We start from the raw sequence: 15,597 nt of genomic DNA on the forward strand, positions 1-15,597 counted from the left end.
CTTCCCGCTCAGGCCGAGGCGATCTTGGTGACGGTGCCCGCGGAGCCGCGCCAGTACAGCGCGCCGTCCCGGGCGAACAGCGTGCCGCCGCCGGCCGCGGCGTCCACCCCGGTCGGGGCGGCGGCGGCGTTGCCGATCCGCACGGTGCCCTCCACCAGCAGGCCCGCGGCGTCGGTGCCGGCCTTCTGCACGACGTGCACCTTGGCGCGCGGATTGTCGCCCCGGACGGTGCCGATGCCGACCAGGCCGCTGCCCTTGACGACGAAGTCGTCCAGGCCGGTGTTGTTGCGCAGCGCGATCAGGTTGCCCTGGGTGGCGCCGTCGGTCGCGGTCACGTAGATGCCCTGGGCGGCGGTGCCGGCGGTCCTCAGGTCGATGGAGAGGGCGGCCGCGTTCTTGTCGCTGGCGTCGTCGTAGCCCGTGTGCGTGATCTTGAGGGTGCCGCGGGCCTTCTCGACGCCGGTCAGGTACATCGCGGAGGTGTCCGGGTTCTTGGACACCGCGTTGATCGCGGAACCGCCGTTGAGCCTGGGCGTGACGCCGTCGGCGTCGAAACCGGTGGTGCCGTTCTGGACGGCCACCAGGGCGTGCGCGTAGGCGACCGCCTTCGACTCGGTGACGAAGCAGGCGGCCTGGCTGTTCAGGCCGTCCGCGTAGAAGCTCTGCGCGCTGACCTGGCTGTTGAAGACGGTGACCTGGTCGGCCGCGCTCGCGCCGTCCGCGTTCCCCACCGCGACCGTGACCGCGCCCGCCGTGAACGCCCCCATGAACAGTCGGCGATTCATCCTGCCGTTCCCCCTGGTTGTTCTTCTCTTGCCGCCGACGGCCCGTCAGCCCTTGGTGACCTGCAGGTTCCCGTTCTGCACCGCGACCTGGTAGGCGGGCAGCGGCTTCGGCGCCGGGCCGTCCTGGACGGCGCCGTCGGAGATCCCGAACCGGCTGCCGTGGCACAGGCACTGGATCTGCTCCTTGACCACCCCGTTGACCAGGCACCCGGCGTGCGTGCACTTCGCGCTGAACGCCTTGTACTCGCCCGCGGCGGGCTGCGTCACCACGACGGCCTGCTCCCGGTAGACCTTCCCGCCGCCGACCGGCACGTCCGCGGCCGGGCCGAGGTCGACCGGGCCGGAGGAGGCGGCCTTGCCGTCGTCCCCGGACGACGAGGAGCAGCCGGCGGCCGCGGCCCCCGCGAGCGCGACGGCCGCGCAGCACAGCACGGTACGGCGGGAGGCGGTGGGCTCGGTCATCGGGGCTCCTCGGTGCGGGATTTGGCGCCAGCAACCTAGCACGCGCGGACGGGCCCGCCCGGGGAGGCGTGCGCTCCCGGGCGGGCCCGTCCGCGGGCGGCGGCTACTTCTTCCTGCCGCGCTTCGCGGGCGCCGCGTCGGAGACGCCCGGCAGGATGTCCCGCAGGAACTTGCCGGTGTGGCTGGCGGTGGCGGCCGCGACCTCCTCCGGGGTGCCCTCGACGACCACGCCGCCGCCGCCGGAGCCGCCCTCGGGGCCCATGTCGACCAGCCAGTCGGCGGTCTTGATGACGTCGAGGTTGTGCTCGATGACGATGACGGTGTTGCCCTTGTCGACCAGGCCCTCCAGGACCTTGATCAGCTTGCTGATGTCCTCGAAGTGCAGGCCGGTGGTGGGCTCGTCCAGGACGTAGACCGTCCGCCCGGTGGAGCGCTTCTGGAGCTCGGCGGAGAGCTTGACGCGCTGGGCCTCGCCGCCGGAGAGGGTGGTGGCGGGCTGGCCGAGCCGGACGTAGCCGAGGCCGACCTCCTTGAGCGTCCGGAGGTGGCGGGCGATCGCGGGGACGGCCTCGAAGAAGTCGAGCGCCTCCTCGATCGGCATGTTCAGCACCTCGGCGATGGACTTGCCCTTGTAGTGGACCTCCAGCGTCTCCCGGTTGTAGCGGTCGCCGTGGCAGACCTCGCAGGGGACGTAGACGTCCGGCAGGAAGTTCATCTCGATCTTGATGGTGCCGTCGCCGGAGCAGTTCTCGCAGCGGCCGCCCTTGACGTTGAACGAGAACCGGCCGGGCAGGTAGCCGCGGACCTTGGCCTCCTGGGTCTCCGCGAACAGCTTGCGCACGTGGTCGAAGACGCCGGTGTAGGTGGCCGGGTTGGAGCGCGGGGTGCGGCCGATCGGCGACTGGTCGACGTGCACCACCTTGTCGACCTGGTCGGTGCCGGTGATCCGGGTGTGCCGCCCGGGGACGCTGCGGGCGCCGTTCAGCTCGCGGGCCAGGTGCGCGTACAGGATGTCGTTGACCAGCGTGGACTTGCCGGAGCCGGAGACGCCCGTGACGGCGGTGAAGGTGCCGAGCGGGAAGGCGACCGTGACGTCCTTCAGGTTGTGCTCGCGGGCGCCGTGCACCACGAGCTGGCGCTTCTTGTCGCGCGGGCGGCGGGTCGCCGGGATCGGGATGGCGCGCTTGCCGGAGAGGTACTGGCCGGTCAGCGACTCCTCGTTGGCCAGCAGCTCCTCCAGCGAGCCGGAGTGCACCACCTTGCCGCCGTGCTCGCCCGCGCCGGGGCCGATGTCGACGATCCAGTCGGCGGTCTTGATGGTGTCCTCGTCGTGCTCGACGACGATCAGGGTGTTGCCGATGTCGCGCAGCCGGACGAGCGTCTCGATCAGGCGGTGGTTGTCGCGCTGGTGCAGGCCGATGGACGGCTCGTCCAGCACGTACAGCACGCCGACCAGGCCGGAGCCGATCTGGGTGGCCAGCCGGATGCGCTGGGCCTCGCCGCCGGAGAGCGTGCCCGCGGCGCGGTTGAGCGAGAGGTAGTCCAGGCCGACGTCGACCAGGAAGCGCAGCCGCTCCAGCACCTCCTTGAGCACCCGCTCGGCGATCTGCTTGTCCCGGCGGTCCAGCCGCAGCGCGCCGAGGAAGTCCGCGCAGTCGCTGATCGACATCGCGGAGACCTCGGCGATCGAGCGGTCCATCACCGTGACGGCGAGGACCACCGGCTTGAGCCGGGTGCCCTTGCAGGTCGGGCAGGGCACCTCGCGCATGTAGCCCTCGAAGCGCTCGCGCCCGGCGTCGCTCTCCGACTCGGAGTGCCGGCGGGTGACGAACGGGACGACGCCCTCGAAGGCGGTGGTGTACGAGCGCTCGCGGCCGTAGCGGTTGCGGTAGCGGACCTCGACCTGGGTCTTGTGCCCGTACAGCAGCGCCTTCTTCGCCCGGACCGGCAGCCCGGCCCACGGGATGTCGGTGCGGAAGCCGAGCTCGCCGGCCAGCGCGTTGACCAGCCGCTGGAAGTACTCCTTGGTGGCGCCCTGCGACCAGGGGTGGATGGCGCCCTCGTCGAGCGACTTCTCCTCGTCGGGGACGAGCAGCTCCGGGTCGACCTCCATCCGGTTGCCCAGGCCCGAGCAGTCCGGGCAGGCGCCGAACGGGGAGTTGAAGGAGAAGGAGCGCGGCTCCAGCTCCTCGAAGGAGACGTCGTCGTACGGGCAGTAGAGGTGCTCCGAGAACATCTTCTCGCGCTCGGGGTCGTCCTCCGGCAGGTCGACGAAGTCGAGCACCACCATGCCGCCGGCCAGCTTGAGGGCGGTCTCCACCGAGTCGGTGAGCCGGCGCTTGGCGCTCGACTTCACGGTGAGGCGGTCGATGACCACCTCGACGGTGTGCTTCTCCTGCTTCTTCAGCGCGGGCGGCTCGGTCAGCTGGACGGTCTGCCCGTCCACCCGGGCCCGGGCGTAGCCCTTGGACTGCAGGTCGGCGAAGAGGTCGACGAACTCGCCCTTGCGCTCCCGGACGACCGGGCTGAGCACCTGGAAGCGGGTGCCCTCGGGCAGCTCCAGCACCTTGTCGACGATGGCCTGCGGCGACTGCCGGGCGATCGGGCGGCCGCAGTGCGGGCAGTGCGGCTTGCCGATCCGGGCGAACAGCAGGCGCAGGTAGTCGTACACCTCGGTGATGGTGCCGACGGTGGAGCGGGGGTTGCGGCTGGTGGACTTCTGGTCGATCGAGACGGCCGGGGAGAGGCCCTCGATGAAGTCGACGTCCGGCTTGTCCATCTGCCCGAGGAACTGCCGGGCGTACGAGGACAGCGACTCGACGTAGCGCCGCTGGCCCTCGGCGAAGATCGTGTCGAAGGCGAGGGAGGACTTGCCGGACCCGGAGAGGCCCGTGAAGACGATGAGGGAGTCCCGGGGCAGGTCGAGCGAGACGTTCTTGAGGTTGTGCTCGCGTGCACCACGGACGACGAGGCGGTCTGCCACTGCTACTGGCGCCTTTCTCCGGGTCGAAGGGGAGGGGGGTGTGCTTCTTCGTGCTTCTTCCAGGATGCGCCCGCCAGCGTACTAGCTCATTCGTTCGAATCTGAGCCTGTCCAGCGGGGACCACCCGGACGGGTGAACGGCACCCGCGCTCGACGGTAGCGTCAACGACTGACAACCGGCCCGGGCAACGCCCGGACCGCTCGCCGCACCGCCTCGACCCGCACCCCCGACCGTCGAAAGGCACCGCCCCGATGAGCGACCCCACCACCGCAGCCGCCGCTGCCGCCGCCGCGGCCGAACAGCTGCGGGCCACCGTGGAGAGCACCGACCTGCTGCTGCACACCCTCGCCGAACTGGACCCCGCCGAGCTGTCCGGCCCGTCCGGCCTGCCCGGCTGGACCCGCGGGCACGTGCTCGCGCACGTCTCGCGCAACGCGGACTCCCTGGTCAACCTGCTGACCGGGGCCCGCACCGGCGAGGACGTCCCGCAGTACCCCACCCCCGAGAGCCGGGACGCCGGCATCGCGGCCGGGGCCGGGCGCCCGCTGGCCGAGCAGGTCGCCGACGTCCGGGCCAGCCAGCAGCGCTTCCTGGACGCCGCCGCGCTGCTCGCCCCCGAGCACTGGACCGCCCGGATCACCCACCGCGCCGGCTACGTCTTCCCGGCCTGGCAGATCCCGGCGAAGCGGCTGGCCGAGCTGGAGTACCACCACGTCGACCTGAACGCCGGGTACACCCCCGCGCACTGGCCGGAACCGTTCGCGATCGCCGAGTTCCGACGGCTGGGCGGGCACTTCGGCGGCGCGGCGGGGCTGCCCGGCGTGCGGCTGGTCGCCGAGGACGCCGGGCTGGAGGCCAGGATCGGCGGCGAGCCGCTCGACCTGACCGCGGAGGGCCCGGTGCGGGCGCTCACCGGCTGGCTGTCCGGCCGCTCGAACGGGGACGGCCTGCAGGTCCACCGCGGCGACGAGGGCCTCGTCGACCCCCGTTCCGCACTGCCCGCGCTCCCCCCGATGGGATGATGGTGGGCGGTTGACGCGAGAGCCCGACAGCGAGCGAGGAGCGGCCTGATGACGTACCACGGAGCGGTGAAGGTCGGCGGGGCCCCGGACGTCCGGGAGCTGGCCCACCTGATCGTCACCAAGGTGGCGGTCGGCCCGCACGACAACAACGCCTACCTGCTGCGCTGCCGGGCCACCGACGAGCAGCTGCTGATCGACGCGGCGGCCGACGCGCCGGTGCTGCTGGAGACCGTCGGCCCCCGGCTGGCCGCGGTGGTCACCACCCACCGGCACCGCGACCACTGGGGCGCGCTGGCCGAGGTGGTGGCCGCCACCGGCGCCCGCACCGTGGCCGGGCGGATCGACGCGGAGGGCATCGACGTGCCCACCGACCTGGCCCTGGAGGACGGCTCGGTGCTGCGCTTCGGGCAGGTCGAGCTGACGGTGCGCCACCTGGTGGGCCACACCCCCGGCGCGATCGTGCTGCTCTACGACGACCCGCAGGGCCACCCGCACCTGTTCACCGGCGACTGCCTCTTCCCGGGCGGGGTCGGCAACACCTGGGGCGACCCGGCCGCGTTCGACTCGCTGTTCCGGGACGTCAACGAGAAGGTCTTCGACGTCCTCCCGGACGAGACCTGGGTCTACCCCGGCCACGGCGGCGACACCACCCTGGGCGCCGAGCGCCCGCACCTGCCGGAGTGGCGCGAGCGCGGCTGGTGACGCGCCGACGGGGCCCCGCCGAACGGCTCGGCGGGGCCCCGTCGTGCGTCGGCTCAGGCGTCGATCTTCTCCGGCGCGGCGGCCTCCGCGGCCTCCTGCTTCTTCGCGGCGACCAGGCTGGTGACGGTGGTGACCGCCAGGGTCAGCACGATGAAGCCCAGCGAGACCGGGATGCCGATCTCCGGCACGTGCACGCCGCTCTCGTGCAGCGCGTGCAGGACCAGCTTGACGCCGATGAAGCCGAGGATCACCGACAGGCCGTAGGACAGGTGGACCAGCTTCTTCAGCAGCCCGCCGATCAGGAAGTACAGCTGCCGCAGGCCCATCAGCGCGAAGGCGTTGGCGGTGAAGACGATGTACGGGTCCTGGGTGAGGCCGAAGATCGCCGGGATGGAGTCCAGCGCGAACAGCACGTCGGTGGTGCCGATCGCCAGCATCACGATCAGCATCGGGGTCATCAGCCGGCGGCCGTTCTCCCGGACGAACAGCTTGGTGCCGTGGTACCGGTCGGTGGACGGGAAGCGCCGCTCGATCGACTTGAGCAGGCGGTTCTCCTCGAACTCCTCCTCTTCCTCCTCGGCGCGGGCCTCCTTGATCAGCTTCCAGGCCGTCCAGACCAGGAACGCGCCGAAGATGTAGAAGACCCAGGAGAAGTTCGAGACCATCGCCGCGCCGCCCGCGATGAAGACCGCCCGCAGCACCAGGGCGATGATCACGCCGAACATCAGCACCCGCTGCTGGTAGATCCGCGGCACCGCGAACTTGCCCATGATCAGGATGAACACGAACAGGTTGTCGACGCTGAGCGACTTCTCGGTGATGTAGCCCGCGAAGAACTCGCCGGCGGGCTTCCCGCCGCCGTACCACCATAGGAAGCCGCCGAACAGCACGGCCAGGGCCGCCCAGACCGCCGTCCAGATGCCGGCCTCCTTGACGGAGACCTCGTGCGGCTTGCGGCCGCCGATGAAGAAGTCGGCCACCACCAGGGCGATCAGCACCGCGATGGTGCCGCCCCACAGGCCTGCGGATACGTCCATGTCTGCTCCTCCGGCAGATAGGCGAACAATCGTCACTGCCGGAGGTCTCTTCCGCCGCGCGGCCCGCTCACCGCGGGCACCGCGCGGCCAGCGCCCCGGGGCGCCGCGATGGGCGCCCGTGATGACGGGGACACTGAACGGGGAATACTCCCCTCCGCTCCCAGAAGGTTAACAGGAAGACCAAGGGAAGGTAAAGAAGGTAAAGAAGCCCCTTTGAAGTCGGCTCAGCCGGTCGTCGGAGGAATCAGGGGAATCAGAGGAACGGCTCGATGAAGGGCAGCATGTCCCGGAAGGTGCGGCCGCTGGCGGGGGCGCCGATCGCGGTCATCTTCCAGCCGCCCTCGCCGTCCCGCTCGACCTTGGCCATGATCTGCCCGGTGTGCGGGCCGCCGCCGGTCAGCTCGTAGCGGGCCAGCTCCCTGCCGGTGGTCTCGTCGACCAGCCGGCAGTGCGCGTTCTGCACCTCCAGGAAGTTCTGGCCGGTGTACGAACTGACGGTGAAGACGATCTGGGTGACCCGGCGCGGCACCTTGGTCAGGTCGACCGTGATGCTCTCGTCGTCGGCGCCCACGCCCGCCCCGCCGACCAGGTTGTCGCCGTTGTGCTGCACCGAGCCGTCGTTGCTGACCAGGTGCGAGAAGAACACCACGTCGCTCATCACCTTGCCGTCGTACAGCAGGGCGGACGCGTCGAGGTCGATCTCCTTGGGGCGGCGGCTGAAGAAACCGCGCTTGCCGGGGGCGGACTTCCAACCGAGGCCCATCCGCACCACGGTCAGCGTCTCGCCGGTGGACTTCAACAGGCTCACGCTCTGGCCCTTGGCCAGGTTCACGGACACGCTGCCGACCTCTGCTTCCTCCGGGCCCCGCCCGGCGTCCTCGTCGCACATCCGACCGTACCCGGAACGTTCGAGCCCCGGGCAGACCGCGCCCCACCCTACGCCGCCGCCCTTCCGCCGCGGCCCGGGAGGAGCGGACTGTGGCCAAACTACGACACAACGACACCCGCCGAACGGTGAATTACCACCGCCCGGCGGGGGTCAGACGCCGGATCAGGCCATTCCCGCCTCCCGCATCTGGCGCAGCTCGCGCTTGAGCTCCTTGACCTCGTCGCGCAGCCGGGCCGCCACCTCGAACTGCAGCTCGGCCGCCGCGGTGTGCATCCGGTCGGTCATGCCCTGGATCAGCTCGGCGAGCTCGGCCGCGGGCAGGCTCTTGGCGGGCTTGCGCTCGATGCCCAGCGCCGGGACCGGCGCCTTGCCCTTGCCCTGCTGCCGGTAGCCGGTGGAGAGCAGCTCCTCGGTGTCGACGTCCTCCCCGGCCATGGTGGAGAGCAGGTCGCCGATCTTCTTCCGCAGCGGCTGCGGGTCGATCCCGTGCTCCTCGTTGTACGCCTGCTGGACGACGCGGCGGCGGTTGGTCTCGCTGATCGCCAGGTCCATCGCCGGGGTGATCTTGTCGGCGTACATGTGCACCTGGCCGGAGACGTTGCGCGCGGCGCGGCCGATGGTCTGGATCAGCGAGGTGCCGGAGCGCAGGAAGCCCTCCTTGTCCGCGTCCAGGATCGCGACCAGCGAGACCTCGGGCAGGTCGAGGCCCTCGCGGAGCAGGTTGATGCCGACCAGCACGTCGTACTCGCCCGCCCGCAGCTCGCGCAGCAGCTCGATCCGGCGCAGCGTGTCGACGTCGCTGTGCAGGTAGCGGACCCGGATGTCGAGGCCGAGGAAGTAGTCGGTGAGGTCCTCGGCCATCTTCTTGGTGAGGGTGGTGACCAGGACCCGCTCGTCCTTCTCCACCCGCTGCCGGATCTCGTGCACCAGGTCGTCGATCTGGCCCTCGGTGGGCTTGACGATCACCTCGGGGTCGATCAGGCCGGTCGGGCGGATGATCTGCTCGACCTGGCCGTCGCCGCGGGCCAGCTCGTACTTGCCCGGGGTGGCCGACAGGTAGACGGTCTGGCCGATCCGCTCCTGGAACTCCTCCCACTTCAGCGGCCGGTTGTCCATCGCCGAGGGCAGCCGGAAGCCGTGCTCGACCAGCGTGCGCTTGCGCGAGGCGTCGCCCTCGTACATCGCGCCGATCTGCGGGACGGTGACGTGCGACTCGTCGATGACCAGGAGGAAGTCCTCCGGGAAGTAGTCGAGCAGGGTGTTCGGCGGGGAGCCGGGCTCGCGGCCGTCGAAGTGCATCGAGTAGTTCTCGACGCCCGAGCAGGTGCCGATCTGGCGGAGCATCTCGATGTCGTACGTGGTGCGCATCCGCAGCCGCTGGGCCTCCAGCAGCTTGCCCTGCTTCTCCATCCGGGCGAGGCTCTGCTCCAGCTCGGCCTCGATGCCGCCGATCGCCCGCTCCATCCGCTCCGGGCCCGCCACGTAGTGCGAGGCCGGGAAGACGTAGACCGAGTCGTCCTGGCTGATCACCTCGCCGGTCAGCGGGTGCAGCGTGTACAGCGCCTCGATCTCGTCGCCGAACATCTCGATCCGGACGGCGAGCTCCTCGTACACCGGGAAGATCTCCACCGTGTCGCCCCGGACGCGGAAGGTGCCGCGGGTGAACGCCAGGTCGTTGCGGGTGTACTGGATGTCGACGAAGCGGCGCAGCAGGGCGTCCCGGTCGACCTCCTCGCCGACCTTCAGGCGCACCATCCGGTCGACGTACTCCTGCGGGGTGCCGAGGCCGTAGATGCAGGAGACCGAGGCCACGACCACCACGTCCCGCCGGGTGAGCAGGCTGTTGGTGGCGGAGTGGCGCAGCCGCTCGACCTCCTCGTTGATCGAGGAGTCCTTCTCGATGTAGGTGTCCGTCTGCGGGACGTACGCCTCGGGCTGGTAGTAGTCGTAGTACGAGACGAAGTACTCGACCGCGTTGTTCGGCAGCAGCTCGCGGAACTCGTTGGCCAGCTGGGCGGCCAGCGTCTTGTTCGGCGCCATCACCAGGGTGGGGCGCTGCAGCTTCTCGATCATCCAGGCCGTGGTGGCCGACTTGCCGGTGCCGGTCGCGCCGAGCAGGACGACGTCCTTCTCGCCCGCGCGGACGCGGCGCTCCAGCTCGGCGATGGCCGCCGGCTGGTCGCCGTTGGGCTGGTAGGGGCTGACGACCTCGAAGGGCGCCACGGACCGCTCGATACTCGTGATGGGACGCACGCCCCCACCGTACGACCGACCACCGACAGAGCGGGCCCGTCCGGTGCTGCTACCTCGCGGAGTCCCGGGCCAGCGCGACCAGCCGGGAGACCGCCCGCAGGTACTTCTTGCGGTAGCCGCCGCGCAGCATCTCCTCGGTGAACACCTGGTCGAACGGCAGGCCGGAGGCCGTGATCGGCAGCTCCCGGTCGTACATCCGGTCGGCCAGCACCACCAGCCGCAGCGCGGTCGCCTGGTCGTCCACCTGCCGCACCCCGCGCAGGAACACCGAGCCGACCTCGTCCAGCAGCGCGCCGTACCGGCTGGGGTGCACCTCCTTCAGGTGCTCCAGCAGGGCGTCGAAGTCGTCCAGCGAGGCGCCCGGGGTGCGGGCCGCGCGGGCCGCCACCTCGGCGTCGTCGTACGGCGGCGGGGCCGCGGGCAGGCCGCGGTGGCGGTAGTCCTGGCCGTCGATCCGCACCGGGCGGAAGTGCCCGGACAGGCCCTGGATCTCCCGCATGAAGTCCGCGGCGGCGAACCGGCCCTCGCCCAGCTTCTCCGGCAGCGTGTTCGAGGTCGCGCACAGCTTGACCCCGTTCTCCACCAGCCTGGCCAGCAGCGTCGACACCAGCACGGTGTCGCCCGGGTCGTCCAGCTCGAACTCGTCGATGCACAGCAGCCGGTGCGAGCTGAGCGTCCGCACCGCGCCCTGGAAGGTCAGCGCGCCCACCAGGTTGGTCAGCTCGACGAAGGTCCCGAACGCCTTCGGGCCCGGGACGGCGTGCCACAGCGAGGCCAGCAGGTGCGTCTTGCCGACGCCGTACCCGCCGTCCAGGTAGATCCCGGCCGGCCCCGCGGGCGCGGGCGCCGAACGCCGGAACCAGCCGCGCTTCGGCGGCTCGGCGGCGCCGTTCAGCCCGGCGGCGAAGGACTCCAGGACCTGGACGGCCTCGTACTGGCTCGGCTGCGAGGAGTCCGGCAGGTAGCTGCCGAAGCTCACCCCGGCGAAGCGCGGCGGCGGCACCATCTCCGCCACCAACCGCTCGGCCGGCACCACCGGGCGCCGGTCGGTCAGGACTATCGCGGTGTGAACGTCGGATTCCGAAGCAGCAGGCACGAGACAACAGGGTACTCGGGTGGGAAAACCCGCTGCGCGCCCGGCTCCGTGCCCCCGGCCCGGTGCCCCGGCTGGGAGACTCGGGGCATGGAGCAACTGATCGGTGGCACTCCCGGCACCCCCGGCACCCCCGGCGACCTGGAGTGGCTGGCGCAGGCGTACGCGTACCCGGCGGAGGGGGCGTGGCTGCGGGCGAACATGGTGGCCTCGCTGGACGGGGCGGCCCGGTTGGACGGCCTCTCGGAGGGGCTGTCCAGCGAGGCGGACAAGCGGATCTTCGGGGTGCTGCGGGCGCTGTGCGACGTAGTGCTGGTGGGGGCCGAGACGGTGCGGGCCGAGGGGTACCGGCCGGGGCGGGCGCGGCCGGAGTTCGCGGCGGCCCGGGCGGCCGCGGGCCAGTTGCCCGCGCCGGTGATCGCGGTGGTGTCGCGGAGCCTGGAGCTGGACCTCTCGGCGCCGCTGTTCACCGAGCCGCTGGTGCCCACCGTGGTGCTCACCACGGTGGACGCGCCGCCCGACAAGCTGGCCCGGACCGCCGCCGCGGCCGATGTGATCACCGCAGGAACGGGCTCGGTGGACCTCCCCCTGGCGGTGGCCGCGCTCACGGAGCGTGGTTGGCGCCGCCAGCTCACGGAGGGCGGTCCCCGCCTGCTCGGTCAGCTCGCGGCGGACGGTCTGCTGGACGAGTTGTGCCTGTCGGTGGCGCCCTTGGTGACGGGCGGTGATTCACCGAGGATCGTGAACGCGCCGCGAATCCCGGACGTCCGGCCGATGCGGCTGGTGTCATTGATCGAGGAGAAAGGTTTCCTCTTCACCCGCTATCTACGGCCGACCGATCCGGACCGCTCCCCGAGCGTCCCCGCCCGCACCTGAGCCGCATCCTGACCGATGTGGATCATGTGATTCGTGTGGCGCGTGTGCAGCGTGAGGAATCCTTCCTCCGGGCACTATGAAGGAGGGGAGCAGGGAGCCGGACCCGGGGGCCCGCACCAGCGAAGGGACTCACGTGTTCAAGACCGTACTGATGATCGAGAAGGCACTCTCCGACGCCGACGTGGAACTGGTCACCACGCTCCACGGCGAGGAGAAGGTCTCCTTCGTCGTCCTGATGCAGCCCCGCGGCAAGCAGGACGAGTTGCTGCGCGCCCTGGACGACGTGGCCCTCGGCCATCTGGACCAGGCGGTGCACGAGCACGACGACGGCACGGACGCCGCGCCCACCCTCGCGGGCGAATCCCTGGAGCACAGCCTGCGCCACCTCCAGCGGGCCGGGGCCGAGGCGGTCGGCGAGGTGGTCGGGGCGCACCCGCTGGCGCGGCTGCGCGAGGTGGTGGAGGAGAACGGGGCCGACGAGGTGCTGGTGCTCACCTCCCCGCACTTCGTCGAGGAGTTCTTCCACCGGGACTGGGCCTCCCGCGCCCGGCACGAGGTCGGGGTGCCGGTGCTCAAGCTGTTCGCCAGCGAATCCTGACCGGGCTCCCGGTTAGGGCAGAATCGTCCCGTAACGTATTGCAACAGCAATACGTTACGGGACGACCCGCTTCCGCCTCCATCCACGCCCGTACGGAGCCAGCCTTGAACGACGCCGCCCACGACCTGCACGCCCCGCACTTCATCGGCATCGGCGGCGCCGGCATGTCCGGCCTGGCGAAGATCCTCGCGGTGCGCGGCGCGACCGTCTCGGGGTCCGACGCGAAGGAGTCGGAGACCGTGCGGGCGCTGCGCGAGCTGGGGGCGACGGTGTTCGTCGGGCACGCCGCGGAGCACCTGCCCGCCGGGACGAGCAGCGTGGTGGTCTCCAGCGCGATCCGGGCCGACAACCCGGAGCTGGTGGCCGCGCAGGAGCGCGGCGTGCCGGTGGTGCACCGGTCGGACGCGCTGGCGGCGCTGATGGGCGGCCGCCGGGCGCTGGCGGTGGCGGGGACGCACGGCAAGACCACGACCACCTCGATGCTGGCGGTCAGCCTGGGCGAGCTTGGCCTGGAGCCCTCGTACGCGATCGGCGGCGACCTGGACGCGCCGGGGTCGAACGCGCACCACGGGGCGGGCGAGATCTTCGTCGCGGAGGCGGACGAGAGCGACCGCAGCTTCCACAAGTACGCGCCCGAGGTGGCGATCGTGCTGAACGTGGAGCTGGACCACCACGCCAACTACGCGTCGATCGAGGAGATCTACGAGTCCTTCGAGACCTTCGTCGGCCGCATCCAGCCCGGCGGCACCCTGGTGGTCTCGGCCGACCACCCGGGCGCCCGCGAGCTGACCCGCCGGGTGGCGGGCCGGGAGGGGCTGAACGTGGTGACGGTCGGCGCCGCCGAGGACGCGGACGTGCGGGTGCTGGAGGTCGCGGCGCGCGGCATGACCAGCGAGGTGACGGTCGAGCTGGGCGGCGAGCGGCTGGTGTTCACCGTCTCGGTGCCGGGTCGGCACTACGCGCACAACGCGGTCGCGGCGCTGGCCGCGGGCGTCGCGCTGGGCGTCCCGGCGGAGGGGCTGGCGAAGGCGCTGGGCGCGTACACCGGGGTGCGGCGGCGGCTGCAGCTCAAGGGCGAGGCGCGCGGCGTGCAGGTGATCGACTCGTACGCGCACCACCCGACCGAGATGGCCGCCGACCTGGAGGCGATCCGGGAGGCGGCGGGCGCGGGCCGGGTGCTGGTGGTCTTCCAGCCGCACCTGTTCTCACGCACCCAGCAGCTGGCCGAGGAGATGGGGCGGGCGCTGGCGCTGGCCGACGCCTCGGTGGTGCTGGACATCTACCCGGCGCGCGAGGACCCGATCCCGGGCGTCACCGCCGAGCTGATCATCGACGCGGCCCGCCGGGCCGGTGCGGACGTCCGGGCCGAGCACGACTTCGCGGCCGCCCCCGCGGTGCTGGCCGCGCTGGCCGCCCCCGGCGACCTGGTGCTGACCATGGGCGCGGGCGACGTGACCAACCTGGGCCCGGAAATTCTGACCGCCCTGGCGGACGTTGCACCTGCTGTCTGACGTCCCGGCTGCCTTGGGAGAGTGCCGTGAGCTACGAGGTCCAGAAGTCCGACGCCGAGTGGCGCGCCGAGCTGACCCCGGAGGAGTACCACGTGCTCCGCGAGGCCGGCACCGAGCGCCCGTTCGTCGGCGAGTACACCGACACGAAGACGGTCGGCGTCTACAGCTGCCGGGCGTGCGGCGCCGAGCTGTTCAGCAGCGAGACGAAGTTCGAGTCGCACTGCGGCTGGCCGTCGTACTACGCGCCGCTGGCCGGTGACTCGGTGGAGTACCTGGAGGACACCAGCCTCGGCATGCGCCGGGTCGAGGTGCGCTGCAAGAAGTGCGGCAGCCACCTCGGGCACGTCTTCGAGGGCGAGGGGTACGACACCCCGACCGACCAGCGGTACTGCATCAACTCGATCTCGCTGAAGCTGGAGCCCGCCGCCGAGTAGCGGCCGCGATCCGCGCGAGGGCCCTTCCCGGCTGCCGGGGAGGGCCCTCGCGGGTTCCCGGGTCAGGACGGCCGGGTGCGGAGGAAGTCCAGCAGCGCGGCGTTGAAGCGCTCGGGCTGCTCGGCGCCCGGGAGGTGCCCGGCGTCGTGGACGACGGTCAGGACGGCGTGCGGGACGAGGGCCCGGATCGCCTCGGCGTCGGTGACGGGGGTGTAGGGGTCGTCCGCGCCGACCAGCAGCAGGGTGGGGACGGTGACGGTGCGGAGGGTGTCGCGGTAGTCCGGGCGCTCGGCGCGGCCGCGGAGCGCGGCGGCGGCGCCGCGGGGGTCGGTGGCGCGCATCATGCCGAGGACGCGGGCGGCGGTCTCCGGGAGGGCGGTGACGTTGTAGGGGGCGAGCATCTTGTCGATCACCTCGTCCGCGTAGCCGCCCATGCCCTCGGCGAGCAGCCGGTCGGCGAGGCGGTTGCGGAAGGCCCTGCCCTCCTCGGTCTCGGCGGGGGCCGAGGTGTCGGACAGGACGAGCGCCAGCACCCGCCGCCGGTGGCGGAGGTGGAACTCCATGGCGATCTGGCCGCCCATCGAGACGCCGCCGACCACCGCGCGCCCGACGCCCAGGTGGTCGAGCAGCGCGGCGGTGTCGTCGGCGAAGTCGGCCGGCAGCACCTTGCCGGGCGTCACGTCGCTCTCGCCGTAGCCGCGCAGGTCGGGGGTGATCACCCGGTACCCGGCCGCGGCGAGCGCGCGGGCCTGCGGGGCCCACAGCGTGCGGTCGAACGGGTGCCCGTGGAGCAGGACGACCGCGGTCCCGTCGGCGGGCCCGGCATCGTCGTAGTGCAGCGTGGCGCCGTTCACCGTCGTGTGGCTCATCGCGGGCCTCCCCCGTCTCGCTCCCCGCTGCCGCGGTCGGCCGGGGTGTCCGGCCAGGGTACGGCGGCGGGTGATGCGGGCAG

14 protein-coding genes are annotated in these 15,597 nt (G+C 71.7%); 6 read left to right on the plus strand and 8 right to left on the minus strand.

The genetic code is table 11. The annotated features are described in order from the left end of the window. Nucleotides 1-8 precede the first annotated feature (8 nt). The 3 genes from OO57_RS12795 to uvrA all read right to left on the minus strand — a co-directional run bounded on the left by OO57_RS12795 (nt 9) and on the right by uvrA (nt 4,230). Nucleotides 9-785 carry a hyaluronoglucosaminidase gene (locus OO57_RS12795; protein WP_033252523.1) on the minus strand — a complete coding sequence of 259 codons (777 nt, stop codon included), beginning with the start codon at nt 783-785 and terminating at the stop codon, nt 9-11. Nucleotides 786-830: 45 nt separating this feature from the next. Then, nucleotides 831-1,247 (minus strand): Rieske (2Fe-2S) protein, encoded by a 417-nt coding sequence (locus OO57_RS12800; protein ID WP_033252524.1) that lies wholly within the window; start codon nt 1,245-1,247, stop codon nt 831-833. A gap of 103 nt (nt 1,248-1,350) precedes the next feature. After that, entirely contained in the window at nt 1,351-4,230 is a 2,880-nt protein-coding gene (gene uvrA, locus OO57_RS12805) for an excinuclease ABC subunit UvrA (protein WP_033252525.1), read from the minus strand. Between the two features lie 251 nt (nt 4,231-4,481). On the opposite strand from uvrA, the gene OO57_RS12810 reads away from it, so the two are divergent. After that, a complete protein-coding gene (locus tag OO57_RS12810) occupies nt 4,482-5,252 on the plus strand; it encodes a maleylpyruvate isomerase family mycothiol-dependent enzyme (protein ID WP_051777419.1) in 771 nt (256 codons plus the stop codon). Nucleotides 5,253-5,300: 48 nt separating this feature from the next. Further along, nucleotides 5,301-5,954 carry an MBL fold metallo-hydrolase gene (locus OO57_RS12815; protein ID WP_033252526.1) on the plus strand — a complete coding sequence of 218 codons (654 nt, stop codon included), beginning with the start codon at nt 5,301-5,303 and terminating at the stop codon, nt 5,952-5,954. A 53-nt stretch (nt 5,955-6,007) separates the two neighbouring features. Here OO57_RS12815 and OO57_RS12820 read toward each other — a convergent pair whose 3' ends face one another. The 4 genes from OO57_RS12820 to zapE form a co-directional block, all read right to left on the minus strand. Next, nucleotides 6,008-6,991 carry a TerC family protein gene (locus tag OO57_RS12820; RefSeq protein WP_033252527.1) on the minus strand — a complete coding sequence of 328 codons (984 nt, stop codon included), beginning with the start codon at nt 6,989-6,991 and terminating at the stop codon, nt 6,008-6,010. A 253-nt stretch (nt 6,992-7,244) separates the two neighbouring features. Next, nucleotides 7,245-7,829 carry a TerD family protein gene (locus tag OO57_RS12825; protein WP_033252549.1) on the minus strand — a complete coding sequence of 195 codons (585 nt, stop codon included), beginning with the start codon at nt 7,827-7,829 and terminating at the stop codon, nt 7,245-7,247. A gap of 213 nt (nt 7,830-8,042) precedes the next feature. Beyond that, on the minus strand, nt 8,043-10,133 hold the full coding sequence (gene uvrB / locus OO57_RS12830) for an excinuclease ABC subunit UvrB (RefSeq protein ID WP_033252528.1): 2,091 nt from the start codon (nt 10,131-10,133) through the stop codon (nt 8,043-8,045). A 49-nt stretch (nt 10,134-10,182) separates the two neighbouring features. After that, complete coding sequence (gene zapE, locus OO57_RS12835; RefSeq protein ID WP_051777426.1) at nt 10,183-11,229, minus strand: cell division protein ZapE; 1,047 nt, start codon at nt 11,227-11,229, stop codon at nt 10,183-10,185. An 87-nt stretch (nt 11,230-11,316) separates the two neighbouring features. On the opposite strand from zapE, the gene OO57_RS12840 reads away from it, so the two are divergent. From OO57_RS12840 to msrB, 4 genes are all read left to right on the plus strand, one after another. Continuing rightward, nucleotides 11,317-12,102 (plus strand): pyrimidine reductase family protein, encoded by a 786-nt coding sequence (locus OO57_RS12840; protein ID WP_033252530.1) that lies wholly within the window; start codon nt 11,317-11,319, stop codon nt 12,100-12,102. A gap of 133 nt (nt 12,103-12,235) precedes the next feature. Next, the gene (locus OO57_RS12845) at nt 12,236-12,700 is read left to right on the plus strand and encodes an indole-3-glycerol phosphate synthase (RefSeq protein WP_106973974.1); all 465 of its coding nucleotides are present in this window, start codon (nt 12,236-12,238) and stop codon (nt 12,698-12,700) included. A 104-nt stretch (nt 12,701-12,804) separates the two neighbouring features. Then, a complete protein-coding gene (murC, locus tag OO57_RS12850) occupies nt 12,805-14,211 on the plus strand; it encodes a UDP-N-acetylmuramate--L-alanine ligase (protein WP_033252531.1) in 1,407 nt (468 codons plus the stop codon). A gap of 26 nt (nt 14,212-14,237) precedes the next feature. After that, nucleotides 14,238-14,645, plus strand: a complete 408-nt coding sequence (gene msrB, locus OO57_RS12855) for a peptide-methionine (R)-S-oxide reductase MsrB (RefSeq protein ID WP_033252532.1) — start codon at nt 14,238-14,240, stop codon at nt 14,643-14,645. 62 nt (nt 14,646-14,707) lie between these two features. Here the strand turns inward: msrB and OO57_RS12860 are convergent, their stop codons facing one another. Then, nucleotides 14,708-15,514, minus strand: coding sequence for an alpha/beta fold hydrolase (locus OO57_RS12860; RefSeq protein ID WP_033252533.1), 807 nt, complete (start codon nt 15,512-15,514; stop codon nt 14,708-14,710). Nucleotides 15,515-15,597 lie beyond the last annotated feature (83 nt).

Origin of the sequence: Kitasatospora phosalacinea, assembly GCF_000717185.1 — a bacterium.
Lineage (GTDB): Bacteria > Actinomycetota > Actinomycetes > Streptomycetales > Streptomycetaceae > Kitasatospora > Kitasatospora phosalacinea_A.

What these genes read in the sequence shown, in the direction of transcription:
- OO57_RS12795 (WP_033252523.1), bottom strand. Translation starts at nt 785, where the DNA reads ATGAATCGCCGACTGTTCATGGGGGCGTTCACGGCGGGCGCGGTCACG.
- OO57_RS12800 (WP_033252524.1), bottom strand. Translation starts at nt 1,247, where the DNA reads ATGACCGAGCCCACCGCCTCCCGCCGTACCGTGCTGTGCTGCGCGGCC.
- OO57_RS12810 (WP_051777419.1), top strand. Translation starts at nt 4,482, where the DNA reads ATGAGCGACCCCACCACCGCAGCCGCCGCTGCCGCCGCCGCGGCCGAA.
- OO57_RS12815 (WP_033252526.1), top strand. Translation starts at nt 5,301, where the DNA reads ATGACGTACCACGGAGCGGTGAAGGTCGGCGGGGCCCCGGACGTCCGG.
- OO57_RS12820 (WP_033252527.1), bottom strand. Translation starts at nt 6,991, where the DNA reads ATGGACGTATCCGCAGGCCTGTGGGGCGGCACCATCGCGGTGCTGATC.
- OO57_RS12840 (WP_033252530.1), top strand. Translation starts at nt 11,317, where the DNA reads ATGGAGCAACTGATCGGTGGCACTCCCGGCACCCCCGGCACCCCCGGC.
- OO57_RS12860 (WP_033252533.1), bottom strand. Translation starts at nt 15,514, where the DNA reads ATGAGCCACACGACGGTGAACGGCGCCACGCTGCACTACGACGATGCC.